Raw genomic sequence first — 17,526 nt, 5'->3', positions numbered from 1 at the left:
CGCACCTCCTGAAGGCATTACAAGAACTCGTCAGCACCACCAGACAACATAATTTCGCCTTGGTCGGCCATCTTACGAGCAATTGCCAAAATTTCTTTCTGTGCCGATTCGACATCGGACACCTTGATTGGAGGCATCGCTTCCAAGTCGTCTTTCATCAATTCAGCCGCACGTTTCGACATGTTTTTGAAGATCTTATCACGCAGAGCGTCATCGGCGCCTTTCAATGCACGTTGTAATACATCTTGAGGTACATCGCGCAGCAGTTTTTGAATACCTTGGTCATCCACTTCAACCAAGTTTTCAAAGACGAACATAAGATCTTGAATCTGCGTTGCGAGGTCTTCATCTTGCTCACGCATTTGGTCCATCAACAAGCCTTCAACGTTATTGTCGAAGTAGTTCATGATATCAGCAGCCGCTTTAAGACCACCAATTTTCGCGGCTTGAGCACCCGCTTGACCAGCAAATTGTTTTTCCATGATTTCGTTCAATTCTGCCAACGCAGACGGTTGAACTTCTTCTAGGTTTGCAATACGCATCATCAGGTCGAGACGGTCACGCTCCGCAAACTGAGCCATAATTTCTGCTGATTGATCCGGCTCTAAATAGGAAAGAACAATAGTTTGTATTTGTGGGTGTTCGTTGACAATAATGCTCGCCACCTGGCGCGGATCCATCCATTTGAGTGAATCCAGACCTTTCGACCCCGTACCCAACAGGATCTGATCGACCAAGTTATTTGCTTTATCTTCACCTAACGCAGCGACTAATGCATTACGCATAAAGTCTTCACTACCCATACCAATATTGGTGTATTTCTGAATATCTTCCAGAAATGCACGGTGAACTAACCCCACTTTTTCTTGGCTGAGGTCTTTCGCTTTCGCCATGGCACTACCAACACGTTGAACCTGTTTCGGTTCTAAGTGACGAATAATCCCCGCCGCATCTTCCTCATTTAAACTCAATAACAGAATTGCTGCGCGATCTTCGCCAGAGATCTCCGAAATATCAACGGTTGATTCTACCACTTCTCCACCATTTTCTTTTGTATCAGGCATTTTGCATCCAGTTCTTAACTACTTGAGCCGCCAATTCAGGCTCGTTGGCAACCAAGGCACGTACGGCTTTCAGTACGTCCTCATCCTTGTGCAAGTTTGGTAAATCGATACCACTACCAAACTCAAATAGTTCGCCACCATCAATATCACCACCAATTAGGCTTGTTTCACCATCAGCACCAATCGGTAACCCATCAGGACCATACAAAGTATCTTCGTCGCCCACAGAAGCAGGGTTGAGTAGTTTTTTCAGTGCTGGGCGAACCAGTACGAGCACAACTACAATAATAACGAGAGCACTTGCTAGCCAACGAACCCAGTCACTGAAGTTCGGATTCTCCCAGATAGGAACATCTTGAGCTTCTGCAACTTCAGGCTTAGCAAACTGCATGCTCAGCACGTTTAACACATCACCACGATTTTGATTAAAACCGACAGTCCCAATCAGAACTTGGCGAATTGAATTTAGTTCCGCTTCGCTCAGCGGTGTATAGGTGACATCCCCAGTCGTAGGGTCAACTGTCTGACGATTTTTTACTGCGACAGCAACCGTCTGACGAGCAATCACCCCTGTTTGTTTACGCTCATGACTAATTGTAGTATCTAACTCATAGTTTCGAGTGGCTTCTTTATGTACTGAACCTTGTCCCATACTGCCATTCTTCATTTGAGCTACATCTTCTGGAATAGAAGCATCCGCAGGAGGTTGGTTACTTAACGCTCCAGGCACACCAGCCGTAGTATTACCATTGTTATAATCTTCTAACGTATATTCACTACGAGTTGACGGTGTTTTCGGGTCAAAACTTTTACGAGTCTGCTCTACAGCACTGAAATCAAGATCAATATCCACTTGTGCTGTGTAATTACCCAAGCCCAAAATTGGAATCAAGACAGAATCAATTTTTTGTCGTACGTCCTGTTCTTGTTTACGTTCGAGTTCTTGTTCTTTACGACGCGCTGTAGAAATAGGGTCTTGGGAGCCTGAATTAAGCAATCGTCCATGTTGGTCTGTCACCGTTACTCGAGTTGGAGACATCCCAGGAACAGCACTAGAAACCATATCGACGATAGAATCGACTTCTTCTTGTTTAAGTGATGTTCCCATATTAAGTGTTAAAAAGACCGAAGCAGAGGCTGGCTGATTTTGGCGAACAAAAACACTCTCTTTCGGCATAGCCAGAAGTACCCGTGCTTTACGCACCTGACGCATTTCTTCAATAGTCGTTGCTAACTGCCTTTCACGACTCAGTTTTAGGCGTTCTTTCTCAAGACGCTGAGAAACACCAAACCCCATATCTTTTAGCAAGATATCATCGCCAGCAGAGTCAGTGTTAGTATTTAGCCCGGAACGGACCATATTTAATTTCAAATTATTGTAATCAGAAGATGGGACGAGAATAGTATTACCATCAAGCTTGTAATCTTGTTTTTGCTGATCAAGATAATCAAGGACAGGTATCAATTCTTCCGTTTGATATACACCAAGTGGACGCATTTCAGGCTCTCGAACCCAAAAGAACAGCATTACAATTAAAGCAACACAAATCGAAATCGACAGAACCAGTACGATCTGACGTAATAAATCCAGATCGCCCATCCCAAAATCCAATTTGTTCGAGCGCTTCTCTTCAAGATCAGGGTTTTGTGTTTCCCCACTCAAAGCTGCCTGTTCAGTGCTCGGCATCATTGCATTATCACCGCCGCCACTCACAGCAAGATCAGTGGTATGATTCTCTTCAGCCACAATTACTACCTACTTGTTAAACGGGCATATTCATCAATTCTTTATACGCATCAACAAGTTTGTTGCGTACTTGTATCGTGGCTTCAAAGGCCACACTCGCTTTATTTCGTGCAATCATGACATCGGCAAGTGACACGTTTTCATCCCCACGGTCAAAACGAGTTTGCATATCCCCAGAGGTCTTCTGCAGTCCATTTACGTTATTGATCGCCTGTGACAGCATTTCACCGAAGTCTGCGCCAACCTTTTGACCCGTTGCTGCTGGACGAGAACTCGCAGCTTCAAGCTTCATTGTCTGCATTTCACTTTGTAAACCGTCTAATCTCATCACAACCTCGTGCCAAATGTTTGACTAAAATTTATTCACTATTCTTTAAGGAGCAAGTTACATGCCATACCATTACGAATCGCCCACCGGCGGTGGCGAACAGATTAGCCTGGGATATCAATCCCCGCATCACGCATTTTTGCCAGCTTATAACGTAATGTTCTTGGGCTAATTCCTAGCTTTTCAGCCATCTCCTTACGGCGACCATTACATTCAACTAATGTGTCCATAATGATCGCGAACTCTTGATCACGAAGTTCATCACCCAACCCCACAGAAGATTGAGCAACTGGCTGATCGTCAGTGTTTGAGTAGCCACCAAGTGCTTTGGATAGTTCAGGATCTGCTATGGGTTTAACCGTGGGTGCAACTGCAGTTTCAGCTTGTACAGCTTGCTGTAAACTTGACGCATCTTGCCAATCCAAACCTTCAAGCAAAATGTGTTCAGCATCGATTTCGGCTTGCTCACTTAAAATAAGTGCACGCTGCACCACGTTATCAAGCTCACGCACATTACCTGGCCATTGATACTGTAATAACTTGTTAATAGCAGCCTGAGTAAAATTAGGGACTGGCATTCCGAGTTTTTTACAATGACGCTCCACTAAGTGGTTAGCAAGAGGAGCAATATCTCCCTTGCGGTCACACAGTGCTGGCCAAGCAATTGGAAATACGTTTAAACGATAATATAAATCTTCACGGAAATGTCCTTCTTGGACATACTGCTTGAGATCTCGGTTGCTCGTTGCTAATACCCGTACATCCAACTTAATACTTTTACGACTACCTAGACGCTCCACTTCACGTTCTTGTAACACACGTAATAGTTTAGCCTGCAGGTTAAGATCCATTTCACTGATTTCATCGAGTAAAATGGTTCCGCCTTGCGCTTGTTCAAATTTACCAGGGCACGCTTGAACCGCACCAGTAAACGCCCCTTTTTCGTACCCAAATAGAGTTGCTTCCAGCATGTTGTCAGGAATTGCGGCACAGTTAATCGCGACAAACGGACCATCTTTGCGCAATGAAGCGTTATGTATGTAACGCGACATCACTTCTTTTCCTGAACCACTAGGGCCAAGTACCATGACACTTGCATCTGTTTTCGCTACTTTATCAGCAAGCGCAAGTAATTTAAGACTTTTTTCATCAGCCACAACCGCATCGCCGTTATCATCAGACTTCACTGGAGCGTAGCGACTCACCATATTTAACAGCACTTCGGGAGCAAATGGCTTAGCCATATAGTCAATGGCTCCTTCCTTCATTGCTGACACTGCATCTTCTATATTGGCATAAGCTGTCATAAGTAACACAGGTAGGTTTGGCCAGTGCTGCTTGATATTACGCAACAGAGCAAGCCCACCCATTCCCGCCATTTGCACATCAGAAACAACGATATCCACAGCGTCACTTTTAAGTTTCACTAGGGCATCTTCTGCACAATCTGCTTCCAGCCACTCGTAACCAGCAAGAGCTAAAGTGTCAACTAACGCCTCGCGTAGACCTTCATCATCTTCAACGATTAAGACTTTACTTTGAGCCATTATGCTTCTCCAGTTTCTGTTGAGTCGGGGCTGATCTGACGTTCAAGAGGAATGCACATAGTAAAACATGCCCCTTCTTCATTAGATGAGATCAGTTCCAAGCGCCCATCATGCGCTCGGCATACCATTTGTACGACAGCAAGACCCAGCCCAGTGCCTTGTGAGCGAGTAGTAAAAAACGGCTCCATGATCTTGCTCTGTAATTCTTTGGGAACACCGGGACCGTTATCTTGTACGGAAATCTTTAGTTCACCATTGACAGGACGAAAGAACACATCAATTTGGGCACCTTTGCCCACAATTTGAATCGCATTCATAACTAAGTTACTGAGCGCTGACGCAATCGCATTGGCATTACCCAATAACATAGTCTGCTCTTCTTCTACTTCCTGCACATAATCAATCTGGTTGTTACGTAACGCGGTTTCCACCATAGGATGAAATTCATTCACCAATTCACCAATTGTAAAAGGCTTCACCACTTTGTTATCGCCCCCCTTGGCAAACAGCAACATGTCATTGACCTGCTTTTCGAGATCATGGAGTCGATCAACCAGCTTAGTTTGAAATCGCTCTCGAGTTGTTGCTGGTAAATTAGGAGCACCTAGATTGGAAGCGTACAACATTGCACTAGACAGCGGTGTACGCACTTGGTGAGCCAGTGAGGCAACCATACGTCCTAATGAAGAAAGACGCTGTAAATCACTCACTCGAGCTTGTAAAAGGCGGGTTTCCGTTAAATCGGTGACCAAAATTAATTGCCCGGTCGCTGAAGCTGAGATCGCCAAACGAACCTTACGGCCATTGCGTAACGAAATTTCATGCCCATCGTCATCACGTGGGGCAAACGCCGTTTGAATAATGGTGAACCACTTTTCACCCACTAATGGCACATCTAACAACCGTTGCGCTTCTGGGTTCGCTTCCCGAACAATGCCCTGTGTATCTAAAAGGATCACACCAGCAGGCATCACATCAAGTACTTGCTGATAGCGAGTCACCTGCTCTTCTAGAGAGTCAAAGTGTGAATGTTGCTCCATCGCATTGTCCATCGTCGAAAAACCGCCTAATACAAATAAACAATAGTCTAACACGCAAGAGTCATGCCAGACTATTTTTCTTTATTTACAATTGGTTATCTAGGTGACAATTTATTGACAACAACCATTAAGTGCCAACTCGATCACACTTTGACTAGCGCTGCATATTATATTTACGCATTTTTTCCACTAGAGTAGTTCGACGCATACCTAACATGTCTGCGGCTCTGGCAACAACACCAGCTTGCGCTTCAAGTGCTTGATTTATCATGCTCACTTCTAGATCTGATAACATTTCTTTCAGATTAAGCCCTTCGGGAGGTAAAGACTGAGGAGCATCAACGCCAGCCATAAAATCATCCGTATCATCAAGAGAGAAATCTTCAGCAAAGATATTTGCTAACACATCTCTCTCCTGCTCCTCCACTGATTGAATATCGGTATCATGCAATTGCGGAGAAAATTCAGGAACATCACTATAACGATACTTAGCTGGCAAGTGGTTTACATCAATCAAACTGTTTGGATACAGAATGACCATCCGTTCAACAAGATTCGCTAATTCACGCACATTCCCGGGCCAATGATGCTCCATCAATGAGTTAATCGCTCGAGGAGTAAAACTGATCGGTTGACTGCCTTCCGACTCCATACGAGACATAAGCTCTTGTAGCAACAAAGGTACGTCTTCCTTTCTATCTCTCAGAGCAGGCATTTCAATCGGAAATACATTCAAGCGATAAAAAAGATCTTCACGGAAAGACTCTTCAGCAATCATCTGTTCAAGGTTGCGATGAGTGGCAGCAACGATACGCACATTAACTTTAATCGTTGTATTCCCGCCAACTCTTTCAAAACTACGTTCTTGTAACACGCGCAATAACTTAACTTGCATCGCCATCGGCATATCACCGATTTCATCAAGGAAGAGTGTGCCACCTTCGGCTAATTCAAAGCGCCCTTTTCGAGAAGTAATCGCTCCTGTAAAAGCACCTTTTTCATGGCCGAATAGTTCACTTTCCAGTAAGTCACCCGGGATGGCACCACAGTTAATCGGGACAAAAGGGCCATCTTTACGTGATGAATGGTAATGGATATTTCGAGCAACAACTTCTTTCCCTGTCCCCGATTCACCTAGTACCAAAACATTCGCTTCTGTGTTGGCTACCTGGTCAATCAAATGACGGATATGCTGAATGCCATGACTTTGTCCAACCATACTGCGATATAAACTGTCATTTTTCAGCGGTAAGTTAGCTTGTATTCCTTGGCGACTTAAGAATTCCTTACAGCAACGTAAGGCATCACACACTTGAATATAATTCAGGGGGAACTCAAGCTCGCCTAAAAAATTAGAGTAATCAGCAATAGAATAAGGCTGCTTACCTGCAACAAGCAGAGGAATATGATTGGTTCTTAGTAATACATCGGCTAAAGATTCGGGTAGCGTATTACCACTGATGGATCCAAGAATGCAGCCAGCCCAAACAGATGACCATTCAATTTGCTCAATCTGAGAAGACGATATGGACTCACATTGCTCTCCTACAAATTCTAATATGGTATTGAGACTGTGACGCGTCGCTGCATCATCTTCAATCACAATTAATTTTGCTAAACCTTGCATAGGTGAGAATAATTGCCTTAGTTCTGGGAAGTTGCTCTCTGTCGATTGAAAACCGTCACTTAATCTGACAATTTTCTGTCACATCCGTTTTAACGATAGTCAATAATATGAAAACAGCAACAAAAAAAGCCACGTGGCTACTACGTGGCTTTTATTGTATGTGATAAAAATTTAAATACAACCAATCGCTTATAAGTTGAGACAGCGAATTATTGTTTTTTTGTTAACGAACTACCCAATTACTGAGCTGTCAAATTGTGATACTCAGTAGGTATTTGGTCCCAAGCTGACTTAATTTCGCGTACGATATCGATGACGTCATCAATTGGCTCAGCAATATTCTGTTGATTGGCAGTCGTAATCTGACCAATCATAAATTCATACAATTGATCCAAATTTTTTGCGATGTCACCACCATCGTCCATCGACAAACAGCCTCTCAAGCTAATGATGATATCTAAAGCTTTACCAAGACGTTCACCTTTTACAGGGATATTCCCCTGCTGCATAGCTGCTTTACCTTGAATTAAACGCTCGATAGCGCCAGCCATTAGCATCTGAACGACTTTATGCGGTGAGGCCGCACTTAGCTGGCTGTCCACTGATACTTTTTTGTACGCCTGTAAAGAACCACGCATAGTCTTCCTCTTCATAAAAATTTTTTGTATTGCTGAACGGATTTATTCCCATGACGATATCGACGTAATTGTTCACCGATTACCGACGTCTTTGACTGCATCAATTCAACAAGCTGTTGTGTATGACTTATTGCATCACGCCACTGTTTTGATTCGGCTACCTGTGGATGTTCGGCCACGTAAGGTATTAAACTCTGCAATAACTGTTCTCTCTTATCGACCATTTGCACAATTTCTTCAGCGTCAAAATCATTAGTCTTAAGAGTTTGTTCAATTAGGTGATCTAAATCACATAATTTTTGAAGTTGGTCCGTCATCTCACTGACCTAACGCATTCATCATTCCAGCTAATTGAGAATGCATTTTACTGGTTGCATCTTGCATAGCTTCGAATTTGTTGTGCGTACGTTTCTCTAAATCTGACATACGGCGGTCTAACGTACTTTGGTCATCACGTAAACGACGAGTTTGCTCTGAGAGGGTTCGTTCTCGTGTACGAATAGAGCCAGTCACTCCTGTCATATTTTGAATGGCGTCTTCGATACGTTTGGCAAATCCATCTCGACCACCAAAAAATTCTCCTAACTTATCAAAGTTATTCACTAATTGACGGTTGAGCAAATCATAATTGATTTCTAAGTTACCTTGACGAGTGGTGGTAATACCAAGCGAAGTTAGAGAATTCATGGTTTCAGGAGCATCATTCACTGGTTCAGAAAAAACCGCTTTCAAACGAGCATCTGCACTACGAGTAATACTATCCCCTGCCAAAGGCCCTGCTTTCCCTGTGGTTGGATCGACGTTACCTAAACTTTGGTTGACCTGATAAAACTGATTATAGGCACTGACAAATTTTTCAATGTAAGAGCGTACCGTGTCACGGTCATATTCTACATCGACATCAGGCGGACGCTGATTTGGATCGGTCTTCGCCTTTAACGTCAAATCGACACCTGCAATAGCGTCTTCAATCGTATTGTTATTACTCGATAACTTAGCGACGCCATCAAGAATGACCTCTGAATCTTGGGCTTCTTGAACTTGGCTTAAACCATTGTAGTGATCAAAAGAATCTTGCGCGGCTTTGAGGTTATTCTGCGCAGTTTCTACTTTGTCTAAATAAGCACGTTCGTCAGGCGTTAACTTGGCTCTTTCCGCATCTTTTGCTTGTTCCGGCGTCATTTTGCCGCTTTGAACTGCCGCCTCAATTTTTTGCTGCTCTTTATTTAAAACTGCCTGCAGTTTTTTCTCAGCTTCTTTAGGGGTGACGTAGGAGTCATACAAAGTCCCTGAGGCCGTATTTGTCCAACCGGGTACATCCTTGGATTTTGCTTGAGCTTTTTGGTCGAGTTCTGGTTCTGGCTCTTTGTAAGAGTCAAGTAACGTGCCTGATGCAGTCTCGCTCCAACCCGGAATACGATCTTGTGGTCGAACATATTTATTCGAACCATTTACTGTACTGCTTGCTTCTGGATTGGTTGGATCAACTGCTTCACCAGCTGGTTGAGCTGTTTGAGATGCTTTTTCAATTTCTTGGGCAACATCTTTATCCACGATGTGCGCTGCATTCTCAATTTTTTCAGCCACCTTTGCGGCAATTTTTTGCTGCTGTGGTGTCAGTGGATGCAACAATTGCTGTGCTTGGGCACGAGCTGTTTCGAGATCTTTTACTCGATCAGCCAGCGTTTTGAATTCAAGACTTTTTAGTGCATCACCCGATTTAGCTTCAACAGAAATACCAATCCGGTGATCTTTACCTGTTTGGTCTGACGCTAAAATAAGACGTGGACCGTTAGTATCTTTAATGACTGCCGCGCGAACCCCAGGGTTCGCTTTATTACTATTAATGCCATTAACAACATCCATCAAACGTGAATAGGATGAAATATTGACATCAAATGAACGGTTACCTAAGGAAATATGCAGCTTGCCCGGTCCGAATTGTTGACGCTCGTCAAAAGGATTTGACGCCAACTTATGGCTTTGAGCAAGCTGCAACACATCGACTGAATACTTGCCAGCTATGGCATCAGTAGTCGCTGTTGCCGAGACTGCTTTTGAATCAGATGAGTCAACTTTTCGTGAAGCGAATATTTCATTCTGACGAAAGTCACTCATCAAATTCTTCATGGCATCCAACGACTCTCTGAGACGACCATAAGCACTAATACTAGCGGTCACCTTGGCGCGATCATTATCGATGCGTTGCTGCTTAGGAGCACGCTCAGCACCGACAATTTTCTTCACCATGGCATTTATATCCATGCCAGTATTCATACCCATTGGGCCGACACTCATTCAATCACCTCATAAAACAATCACACTTTGGCATTTACAAGACCAGATTTATGGTCTTGCTCTTTCGCTAAGCGGCGCAGTACCTCAAGCATTTCTTCTTCAGGAATTTGACGTATGACATCGCCTGTTGACGCTTCATAAATCGTTACTACCTCTCGACCGGATTCCTTGTCCATTCTGAAAGAAAGCCCCTTATTAATGGAATTAACAAAATCATGCATCTGTTCCATCATTTTAGCGCGTTGCTCCTCATTGAGTTGCTCCCGTTTACGCACCATTTCATTGGTTGCGTCAACAGCACGCCGGCGACGTTCTCTCATCTGTTCAGTTGCAGGATCGGGCATCGAGCCTGCACCTCCGACAGAGGGTTGTTCATCCTTCGAATTCGAAACGCGTTTCACGCTATCGTTTTCTGAAGCAAGTTTAATGCCATTTTGTGAGCCGTAAGGCTGGATGTTCGATGCGTAGGACGGTACTTCCATAACAATCTCCCTTCCACCTCTAGGTGACTAGACAGCTATATGCCACCTATAAGCCCATATAAGTCTACTGGTTTAACCCAGTAGGCTTAGAGCCGCAGATGGTGACTGCTTAGCTTGCGCCAACACAGATGTACTTGCTTGTTGCAATATCTGAGCTTTCGTTAAAGCAGTCGTTTCTTTAGCGTAGTCAGTATCCTTGATGCGACTACGAGACGCATTGACGTTCTCGTTGATATTTTCGAGGTTACTGATCGCATGCCCAAAACGGTTTTGGAACGCCCCGAGTGATGCTCGATGGCTATCAACCGCTTTCAACGCGCTATCAATAACCGATACCGCTTCTTGTGATCCACCGATCGTTGATACGTTAATATCTTTGACCGTCACATTCTTACCTTGTTCAAAGCCAAGTGAAGAACCTAGATCACCACCAATCGTCACATCGCCTGTGATCTTTTGCGAAGAAGCAAACAGTTGTAATTTACCGCCTTCTCCGACCGAAGCGTTGATATCGTCACTTTGACCATTGATGAATGTCGCTAATTCTTCTACGTCATCACCCTTTTTGGCCGTGATCGAAACATTTTTAGCTTCACCTAATGAATTAGTGTAGCTAAAAGTGATGTCTCGAGCATCACCCACTTTCCAATCAGAGCCTAGGGCTTGTTTGGTATGGTATGCTCGTCCACCCATTTCAATATTGTCTGAACGTAAATCACCCATGCTCAGTTTCACAGCTTCTCCAGAATCGGCACCAATCTGAAACGACTTACTACCAAATTTGCCGTTCAAAAGTTTGTTGCCACCAAAAGAAGTTGTTTCAGCAATACGATTTAATTCATCGTTTAGCGCAGAGACTTCTTCCTGAATTGCATCACGCTCAGATCGAGAGTTGGATCCATTTGATGATTGCAACGCAAGATCGCGCATACGTTGAAGAATGTTGGTACTTTCACCCATTGCACCTTCTGCTGTTTGCGCAATAGAAATACCGTCATTCGCATTTTTAACAGCCATATCCAATCCTCGACTTTGAGAAGTCAAACGATTGGAAATCTGTAACCCGGCCGCATCATCCTTCGCACTATTAATGCGATATCCAGACGACAACCGTTCCATGGACTTTTGCGAACTGTCTGCCGCGCCATTTAAATAGCGCTGAGCAGTCATCGCAGACACATTTGTGTTTACGTTAATTGCCATAGTGATCTCCTTTGGCGGATAGTTGATGCATCTTCGAGTCTCTCACCTCTCTCCGATACATCTCATTTCTCTCGTAGTCTATAACGGCCCCTTCTATACATCCTTTAGATAAAATAGTGTTTATTTATTGATCTGTATTAAAAGTGTGATTATCACCTCTTTTTTTATGCAAAAAAAATCCAGCCGAAGCTGGATTTTTGATATAGAGCTAATTTTCTAGCTGATAACTTAACGTAATAAGCTAAGTGCCGCTTGTGGTGCTTGTTTCGCTTGCGCCAAGATTGAACTTGATGCTTGAGAAAGAATCTGTGCTTTCGTCATTGCAGTGGTTTCTTTCGCGAAATCAGTATCACGAATACGGCTGCGAGAAGCATTAACGTTTTCGTTGATGTTATCCAAGTTGCTGATAGCGTGGCCAAAGCGGTTTTGGAATGCACCCAGTGAAGCACGTTGAGAATCTACGTATTTCAATGCAGAGTCGATAACACCAACAGCTTCTTGTGAACCGCCAACAGAAGTAACATCAATATCGTTTACTGTGACTTTCTTACCTGGTTGAAGTTGCAGTTCACCAGCTAAGTTACCGGAGAAAGAGACATCGCCTTTCACTTTATCATCACCAGCAAAGATTTGTAGTTTACCGTCATCATCAACTGATGCTTGAACCATATCAGTCTGACCATTGATATAAGTAGCCAATTCTTCAATATCATCACCTTTCTTAGCTTTGATATCGATATTTTGAACAGTGCCATCTTTACCTGTCAAATTAATGGTTAAGTCATTTTTCCCCGCTTGCACAGTCCAATCTTTATCTTTTGGATTAGCAGCTTTGAATGCAGTGCCGCCCATAGATTCGTTATCGCTACGCATTCCTTTTAGGTTCAACATAACCGCTTCACCGTTATTTGCGCCAATTTGGAATGACTTAGTACCGTAAGTACCATTAAGTAGCTTATTACCACCAAAAGATGTTGTTTCTGCGACGCGGTTTAGTTCGTCATTTAACGCTGTTACTTCTTCTTGAATCGCTTTACGGTCATCTGTAGAGTTTGAACCGTTCGATGATTGCAATGATAAGTCACGCATACGTTGCAGAATGTTGGTTGTTTCCTTCATCGCACCTTCAGCGGTTTGCGCAATGGAAATACCATCGTTTGCGTTGCGTACAGCTACATCCAAGCCGCGACTTTGTGCTGTCAAGCGGTTAGAAATTTGTAGACCTGCCGCATCATCTTTTGCACTGTTGATACGGTAACCTGATGACAAACGTTCCATTGCTGTTTGTTGTGCATCGGTTGCTTTATTTAAGTAACGTTGTGCGGTCATCGCTGATACGTTAGTGTTTACATTAACTGCCATGCTGATATCTCCAATTGATTTTCCGATGTTTCCGGTTTCCGACGTCTCGGAAAACCAAGTAGTCCTCTCAAAGTTACTTTCTGTAACGGCATGAATTTCAGAACCTTTAATGTTTTTTTTCTAATTTAATAAAAAAAGATTCGTCCCGTTGAAAAACGTGATTACATCACCATATTTCACGCTATTTTTAAATTTTTTCTAAAGCTATAGATTCCCGTGTCGATACATTCCCCCCTTCATATTCAGACCGTTTATTTTGCCTAAATAATGAGCGAAAATAGTCTTCATCCACAGCAGAGCCTTACCTAAGAGCGAAACCATTCTCGCTGCAACAGCATCTTGAGGTTACTTGGGTATAAGTGTTCGCGATTAGCTTTTAAAATAAAACAGCCACTATTCAATAGTGGCTGTTGAAATCGGCTTTAGTTATGTCGTTTACTATTGCAATAAGGCGACAACGAGATTTGGCTGCTTTTTAGCTTGCGCTAAGATAGACATGCCAACTTGCTGCAAGATCTGCTGTCGGACCATTTCAGTTGTTTCTTTGGCGTAATCCGTATCTTTAATCCTGCTATTTGAAGCCGCTAAGTTTTCGTGAATATTATCCAGATTACTAATTGCATGCCCGAAGCGGTTCTGCAATGCACCAATACCTGCTCTATTGCTATCAACATACTTCAATGCAGTATCAATAACAGAGACAGCACGCTGCGCCCCACCAACGGACGTAATGTCGATATTGTTTACAGATTCATACCCTGCCAGTCCCATATCAAGCTGACTCGCTAAACTACCACTAAATGACAACGTACCGGAGGTTTTCGCCCCTGCCATATAAATCTGTAACTGCCCATGTTGATTGACAGAAGCAGAAATTTTGTCAGTTTGACCATTAATATAAGTCGCTACTTGCTCAATATCATCACCCGCTTTAGCACTGATATTAATGGTCTGGGAGTGTCCCTTCGCGTCGGTATAATGAATGGTTAACTGATTTTGCCCGGATTCGACGCGCCAACCCTTGTCCGCTTCATTTTTTGCAATGTAACTAAAACCACCCATATTAATGCTGTCAGTTCGCATATTATTCAGTGGTATTTGAACCGCTTCGCCACTTCCAGCACCAATTTGAAATGATGGAGAGCCAAATAAACCATTTAATAACTTCCGTCCACCAAATGATGTTGTTTCAGCAATTCGATTCATTTCATCATTAAGGGCCGCCATTTCTTCTTGTAAAGATTGACGGTCATCATCACTATTTGAACCGTTAGCAGCCTGTAAAGAGAGATCACGCATACGTTGCAACAGGTTCGTCGACTCTTTCATCGCCCCCTCAGCAGTCTGCATAATCGATATTCCATCATTGGCATTCCGTACAGCCACATCCAGCCCGCTCATCTGAGTTTCTAAACGGTTAGAAATCTGTAAGCCCGCCGCATCATCTTTAGCACTGTTAATACGGCTACCCGAAGATAAGCGCTCCAACGACTGATTTAACAGATTCGTTGAATTTGCAAGATGTCTCTGTGCGACTAATGCTGCCACGTTCGTATTTACCGTAATGGCCATAAGCTATCCGCACTATATAAGAGAGTAATCTCATTAATTCTCTTATCGTGCCTAACAAGAAAAACTTTAGAAAAAACTTGATTATTGTGACGAGAAAAGCCTTATTTTCTCTTACCTGTAAAAATAAGCCCTTTCTAATATAAATAACACAAAGCAACTTATTTTATATATAACCTCGACAAAATATCGCGCAACACCTCCTAAAAAACCAAACACTAATTAAGTAAATATTTATTTATTATGATTATTATTTAATATGTTAGGTATTTAAATCACTAATTTTGAGCATTTTTCAATCAAACAGAACTTAAATGCTATTTTTTAAGTTTTATTACTAAAGGTTTCCTTAATCTCTCCGCTAATTATGGGTACATCATACGTTAATTATTTTTGATACAGGGGATTCCGTGTATCAAATGAATATATGTCGGAGTAATTAGAAAGTGACTATCGGGATACGCAGTAACGTTGCTGCCCTAAACGCCCAGCGCTATTTAAATAAATCAAGTGGTAGTCAAGAGGCTGCCATGGAAAAATTAGCCTCAGGTAACCGCATAAACAATGCAACAGACGATGCCGCTGGGTTACAAATATCTAATCGCCTTATGGAACAAAGTAGTGGCTTAAATATGGCGATACAGAATGCGCACAACGGTATTTCTGTTGCTCAAACGGCCGATGGTGCATTAGATGAAACAAGCCAATTGCTAAGAAACATGCGCGATTTATCATTACAAGCCTCCAATGGTTCAAACTCTCAAGATGACCGTAAAGCAATTCAGCAAGATGTTACCGCAATTAATAACGAAATAAATCATATTGCCAAAACTACTACCTTTGCTGGTGATTTATTACTCAATGGCACCTATGGGACCAAATCATTCCAAATCGGTAATGATGGCGGTACTGCAGTACATTTGCATCTGGAGAATATGGGTTCAGACGTCGCAATGATGGGAGGAAAAACCTTTCAAGCGACGAAAGAAGCCGATCAAGACTGGGAAGTTTCTAGTGGTAAAAATGACTTGTCTATCACTTTAGGCGGAGGCGACCGAGCCCAAACCATTAACATTTCAGCTAAAAAAGGGGATAACATTGAAGAGCTTGCCTCTTATATCAATGGACAAACCGACCAGTTACAAGCGTCAGTTAACGAGCATGGCCAACTGCAATTATTTGCTGGTAATAGTAACGTAAACGGCTCAGTAAAAATTACTGGGTCATTAGCGGATGAACTAGGCATCAAACAAGGTAAAGATACAACGGTCAATGACATTCAAGTCACGACTGTTGGTGGAGCACAGCAAGCTGTTGGCGTCATTGATGCCGCGCTTAAATTTGTGGATCAGCAACGAGGGCAGCTCGGTGCATTACAAAACAGGTTTGACCACACCATCAATAATTTAACTAAAATTAATGAAAATATCATCGCTTCCAATGGCCGGATTCGTGATACAGATTTTGCCAAGACAACCACAGATATGACTAAAGACCAGATTTTATCGCAAGCATCAAGCGCTATTCTGGCGCAAGCGAAACAGTTACCTCAGGCAGCATTAGGTCTATTACGTTAAATTAGCTACTATCCGACATATTTGCTATCCAAAAAATAAAGGGCTCCAATGAGCCCTTTGTTTTCATCATCTAATTCAACCACAATCTTACGATTCAATCGCTAATGAATTTAACATCTCTTGTGATGGAGCAAAAAAGTAAGCCCCTGTTACCGGAGTAGTAAAACGAAGCATTTGGTCAGTTTTACCATCAGACTCACCAAACATGCTATTTAACATCACTTGGAAATTATGCAGAGTATTACAATAGGCAATGAATAATAAGCCGTGATCACCGGTTACTGAGCCATATGGCAAACTATGACGAAGAATTTTTAAGCCTTTGCCATCTTCTTTAATATCGACACGGCCAACATGAGATGCCGGTGGAACATTATCTAGCTCAACCGAATCAGGTTTAGTTCTTCCAATCACCTTTTCTTGAGCAGACATATTTAAACGGTTCCACGCAGGTAAGTTATGAATATAACGCTGAACCATGACATAACTACCACCAGCGAATTCACCTTCCGGAACAATGGCGACTTCTTGGCGTTTTTCATTTTTAGGGTTTTCTGTTCCATCAATAAAGCCCGTCATATCTCTCGAATCGAGATAACGGTACCCATAAACCTCATCAACCACATCAACGTCATCAGCGATGTCAGATAAGCAATTGCGTAAAACATAAAACAGTAAATCATGGCGAGTAGAATGACAGTGAATTAAGAAATCCATCTCGGTAGTAGGTGCCGTTACCTTATCACTGCCCAACTGAGGAAAATCAACCAACTCAGGAGGCATAGGCGCATTTAGATGCTGCCAAAACGCGTGAGAAAATGAAATAGACACCACCAAGTTGGCACCCGGCTGTTGTTGATTCAATTCTTCAACCAAACGAGGTAATGCTTGTAACTTATCCAGCACCTTAGTTCGGTTCTGTGTGATATTAAACATTGCATATAATGCAAAAGGACCTGCTTCCGGCAGGATTGCAGACTGTGATTGTGACATTGAGTGTGCTCACTTATATTGCTTTCAGTGTTTATTGCCATTCGTCATAGC

At 42.8% G+C, this 17,526-nt stretch carries 15 protein-coding genes; 1 reads left to right on the top strand and 14 read right to left on the bottom strand.

The genetic code is table 11. From position 1 onward, the window contains the following. Positions 1-17 precede the first annotated feature (17 nt). The 13 genes from fliG to I1A42_RS02700 all read right to left on the bottom strand — a co-directional run bounded on the left by fliG (position 18) and on the right by I1A42_RS02700 (position 14,908). Positions 18-1,064: a flagellar motor switch protein FliG gene (gene fliG, locus I1A42_RS02760; protein ID WP_161153375.1), complete on the bottom strand. Its 1,047-nt coding sequence runs from the start codon at positions 1,062-1,064 to the stop codon at positions 18-20. Beyond that, positions 1,057-2,754, bottom strand: coding sequence for a flagellar basal-body MS-ring/collar protein FliF (fliF, locus tag I1A42_RS02755; RefSeq protein ID WP_202436324.1), 1,698 nt, complete (start codon positions 2,752-2,754; stop codon positions 1,057-1,059). Before fliF ends, fliG begins: the two co-directional genes overlap by 8 nt. A 73-nt stretch (positions 2,755-2,827) precedes the next feature. Further along, the gene (fliE, locus tag I1A42_RS02750; protein WP_161153373.1) at positions 2,828-3,139 is read right to left on the bottom strand and encodes a flagellar hook-basal body complex protein FliE; all 312 of its coding nucleotides are present in this window, start codon (positions 3,137-3,139) and stop codon (positions 2,828-2,830) included. A 104-nt stretch (positions 3,140-3,243) separates the two neighbouring features. After that, positions 3,244-4,686 carry a sigma-54-dependent transcriptional regulator gene (locus tag I1A42_RS02745; RefSeq protein WP_161153372.1) on the bottom strand — a complete coding sequence of 481 codons (1,443 nt, stop codon included), beginning with the start codon at positions 4,684-4,686 and terminating at the stop codon, positions 3,244-3,246. Next, positions 4,686-5,738 carry a sensor histidine kinase gene (locus tag I1A42_RS02740; RefSeq protein WP_161153525.1) on the bottom strand — a complete coding sequence of 351 codons (1,053 nt, stop codon included), beginning with the start codon at positions 5,736-5,738 and terminating at the stop codon, positions 4,686-4,688. The genes I1A42_RS02745 and I1A42_RS02740 overlap by 1 nt, the downstream gene beginning before the upstream one ends. A gap of 142 nt (positions 5,739-5,880) precedes the next feature. Beyond that, the gene (locus I1A42_RS02735) at positions 5,881-7,353 is read right to left on the bottom strand and encodes a sigma-54 dependent transcriptional regulator (protein ID WP_161153371.1); all 1,473 of its coding nucleotides are present in this window, start codon (positions 7,351-7,353) and stop codon (positions 5,881-5,883) included. Between the two features lie 239 nt (positions 7,354-7,592). Further along, positions 7,593-7,991: a flagellar export chaperone FliS gene (gene fliS, locus I1A42_RS02730; RefSeq protein ID WP_161153370.1), complete on the bottom strand. Its 399-nt coding sequence runs from the start codon at positions 7,989-7,991 to the stop codon at positions 7,593-7,595. An 11-nt stretch (positions 7,992-8,002) separates the two neighbouring features. Next, entirely contained in the window at positions 8,003-8,308 is a 306-nt protein-coding gene (locus tag I1A42_RS02725; protein WP_161153369.1) for a flagellar protein FliT, read from the bottom strand. Position 8,309: 1 nt separating this feature from the next. After that, entirely contained in the window at positions 8,310-10,289 is a 1,980-nt protein-coding gene (fliD, locus tag I1A42_RS02720; protein WP_161153368.1) for a flagellar filament capping protein FliD, read from the bottom strand. Between the two features lie 20 nt (positions 10,290-10,309). Beyond that, entirely contained in the window at positions 10,310-10,771 is a 462-nt protein-coding gene (gene flaG / locus I1A42_RS02715; protein ID WP_161153367.1) for a flagellar protein FlaG, read from the bottom strand. 72 nt (positions 10,772-10,843) lie between these two features. Further along, positions 10,844-11,974: a flagellin gene (locus I1A42_RS02710; protein WP_161153366.1), complete on the bottom strand. Its 1,131-nt coding sequence runs from the start codon at positions 11,972-11,974 to the stop codon at positions 10,844-10,846. Between the two features lie 228 nt (positions 11,975-12,202). Next, complete coding sequence (locus I1A42_RS02705; protein ID WP_161153365.1) at positions 12,203-13,336, bottom strand: flagellin; 1,134 nt, start codon at positions 13,334-13,336, stop codon at positions 12,203-12,205. Positions 13,337-13,774: 438 nt separating this feature from the next. Continuing rightward, complete coding sequence (locus I1A42_RS02700) at positions 13,775-14,908, bottom strand: flagellin (protein WP_161153364.1); 1,134 nt, start codon at positions 14,906-14,908, stop codon at positions 13,775-13,777. A 443-nt stretch (positions 14,909-15,351) separates the two neighbouring features. Between I1A42_RS02700 and I1A42_RS02695 the strand changes: the two genes are divergently transcribed. Next, positions 15,352-16,482 (top strand): flagellin, encoded by a 1,131-nt coding sequence (locus I1A42_RS02695; protein WP_196122585.1) that lies wholly within the window; start codon positions 15,352-15,354, stop codon positions 16,480-16,482. Between the two features lie 87 nt (positions 16,483-16,569). Here I1A42_RS02695 and I1A42_RS02690 read toward each other — a convergent pair whose 3' ends face one another. Then, positions 16,570-17,475: a Dyp-type peroxidase gene (locus tag I1A42_RS02690; protein ID WP_196122584.1), complete on the bottom strand. Its 906-nt coding sequence runs from the start codon at positions 17,473-17,475 to the stop codon at positions 16,570-16,572. Positions 17,476-17,526: the final 51 nt, after the last annotated feature.

Origin of the sequence: Vibrio nitrifigilis, assembly GCF_015686695.1 — a bacterium.
Classification (GTDB): Bacteria; Pseudomonadota; Gammaproteobacteria; order Enterobacterales; family Vibrionaceae; genus Vibrio; species Vibrio nitrifigilis.
Note: the sequence above shows the minus strand (reverse complement) of the source record. Positions and strands in the feature narration are given on the sequence as shown.

Coding starts and splice junctions, on each gene's coding strand:
- I1A42_RS02690 (WP_196122584.1), bottom strand. CDS start 17,475: ATGTCACAATCACAGTCTGCAATCCTGCCGGAAGCAGGTCCTTTTGCA.
- fliS (WP_161153370.1), bottom strand. CDS start 7,991: ATGCGTGGTTCTTTACAGGCGTACAAAAAAGTATCAGTGGACAGCCAG.
- fliG (WP_161153375.1), bottom strand. CDS start 1,064: ATGCCTGATACAAAAGAAAATGGTGGAGAAGTGGTAGAATCAACCGTT.
- I1A42_RS02705 (WP_161153365.1), bottom strand. CDS start 13,336: ATGGCAGTTAATGTAAACACTAACGTATCAGCGATGACCGCACAACGT.
- I1A42_RS02725 (WP_161153369.1), bottom strand. CDS start 8,308: ATGACGGACCAACTTCAAAAATTATGTGATTTAGATCACCTAATTGAA.
- flaG (WP_161153367.1), bottom strand. CDS start 10,771: ATGGAAGTACCGTCCTACGCATCGAACATCCAGCCTTACGGCTCACAA.
- fliD (WP_161153368.1), bottom strand. CDS start 10,289: ATGAGTGTCGGCCCAATGGGTATGAATACTGGCATGGATATAAATGCC.
- I1A42_RS02735 (WP_161153371.1), bottom strand. CDS start 7,353: ATGCAAGGTTTAGCAAAATTAATTGTGATTGAAGATGATGCAGCGACG.
- I1A42_RS02745 (WP_161153372.1), bottom strand. CDS start 4,686: ATGGCTCAAAGTAAAGTCTTAATCGTTGAAGATGATGAAGGTCTACGC.
- I1A42_RS02710 (WP_161153366.1), bottom strand. CDS start 11,974: ATGGCAATTAACGTAAACACAAATGTGTCTGCGATGACTGCTCAGCGC.
- fliF (WP_202436324.1), bottom strand. CDS start 2,754: ATGATGCCGAGCACTGAACAGGCAGCTTTGAGTGGGGAAACACAAAAC.
- fliE (WP_161153373.1), bottom strand. CDS start 3,139: ATGAGATTAGACGGTTTACAAAGTGAAATGCAGACAATGAAGCTTGAA.
- I1A42_RS02700 (WP_161153364.1), bottom strand. CDS start 14,908: ATGGCCATTACGGTAAATACGAACGTGGCAGCATTAGTCGCACAGAGA.
- I1A42_RS02740 (WP_161153525.1), bottom strand. CDS start 5,738: ATGGACAATGCGATGGAGCAACATTCACACTTTGACTCTCTAGAAGAG.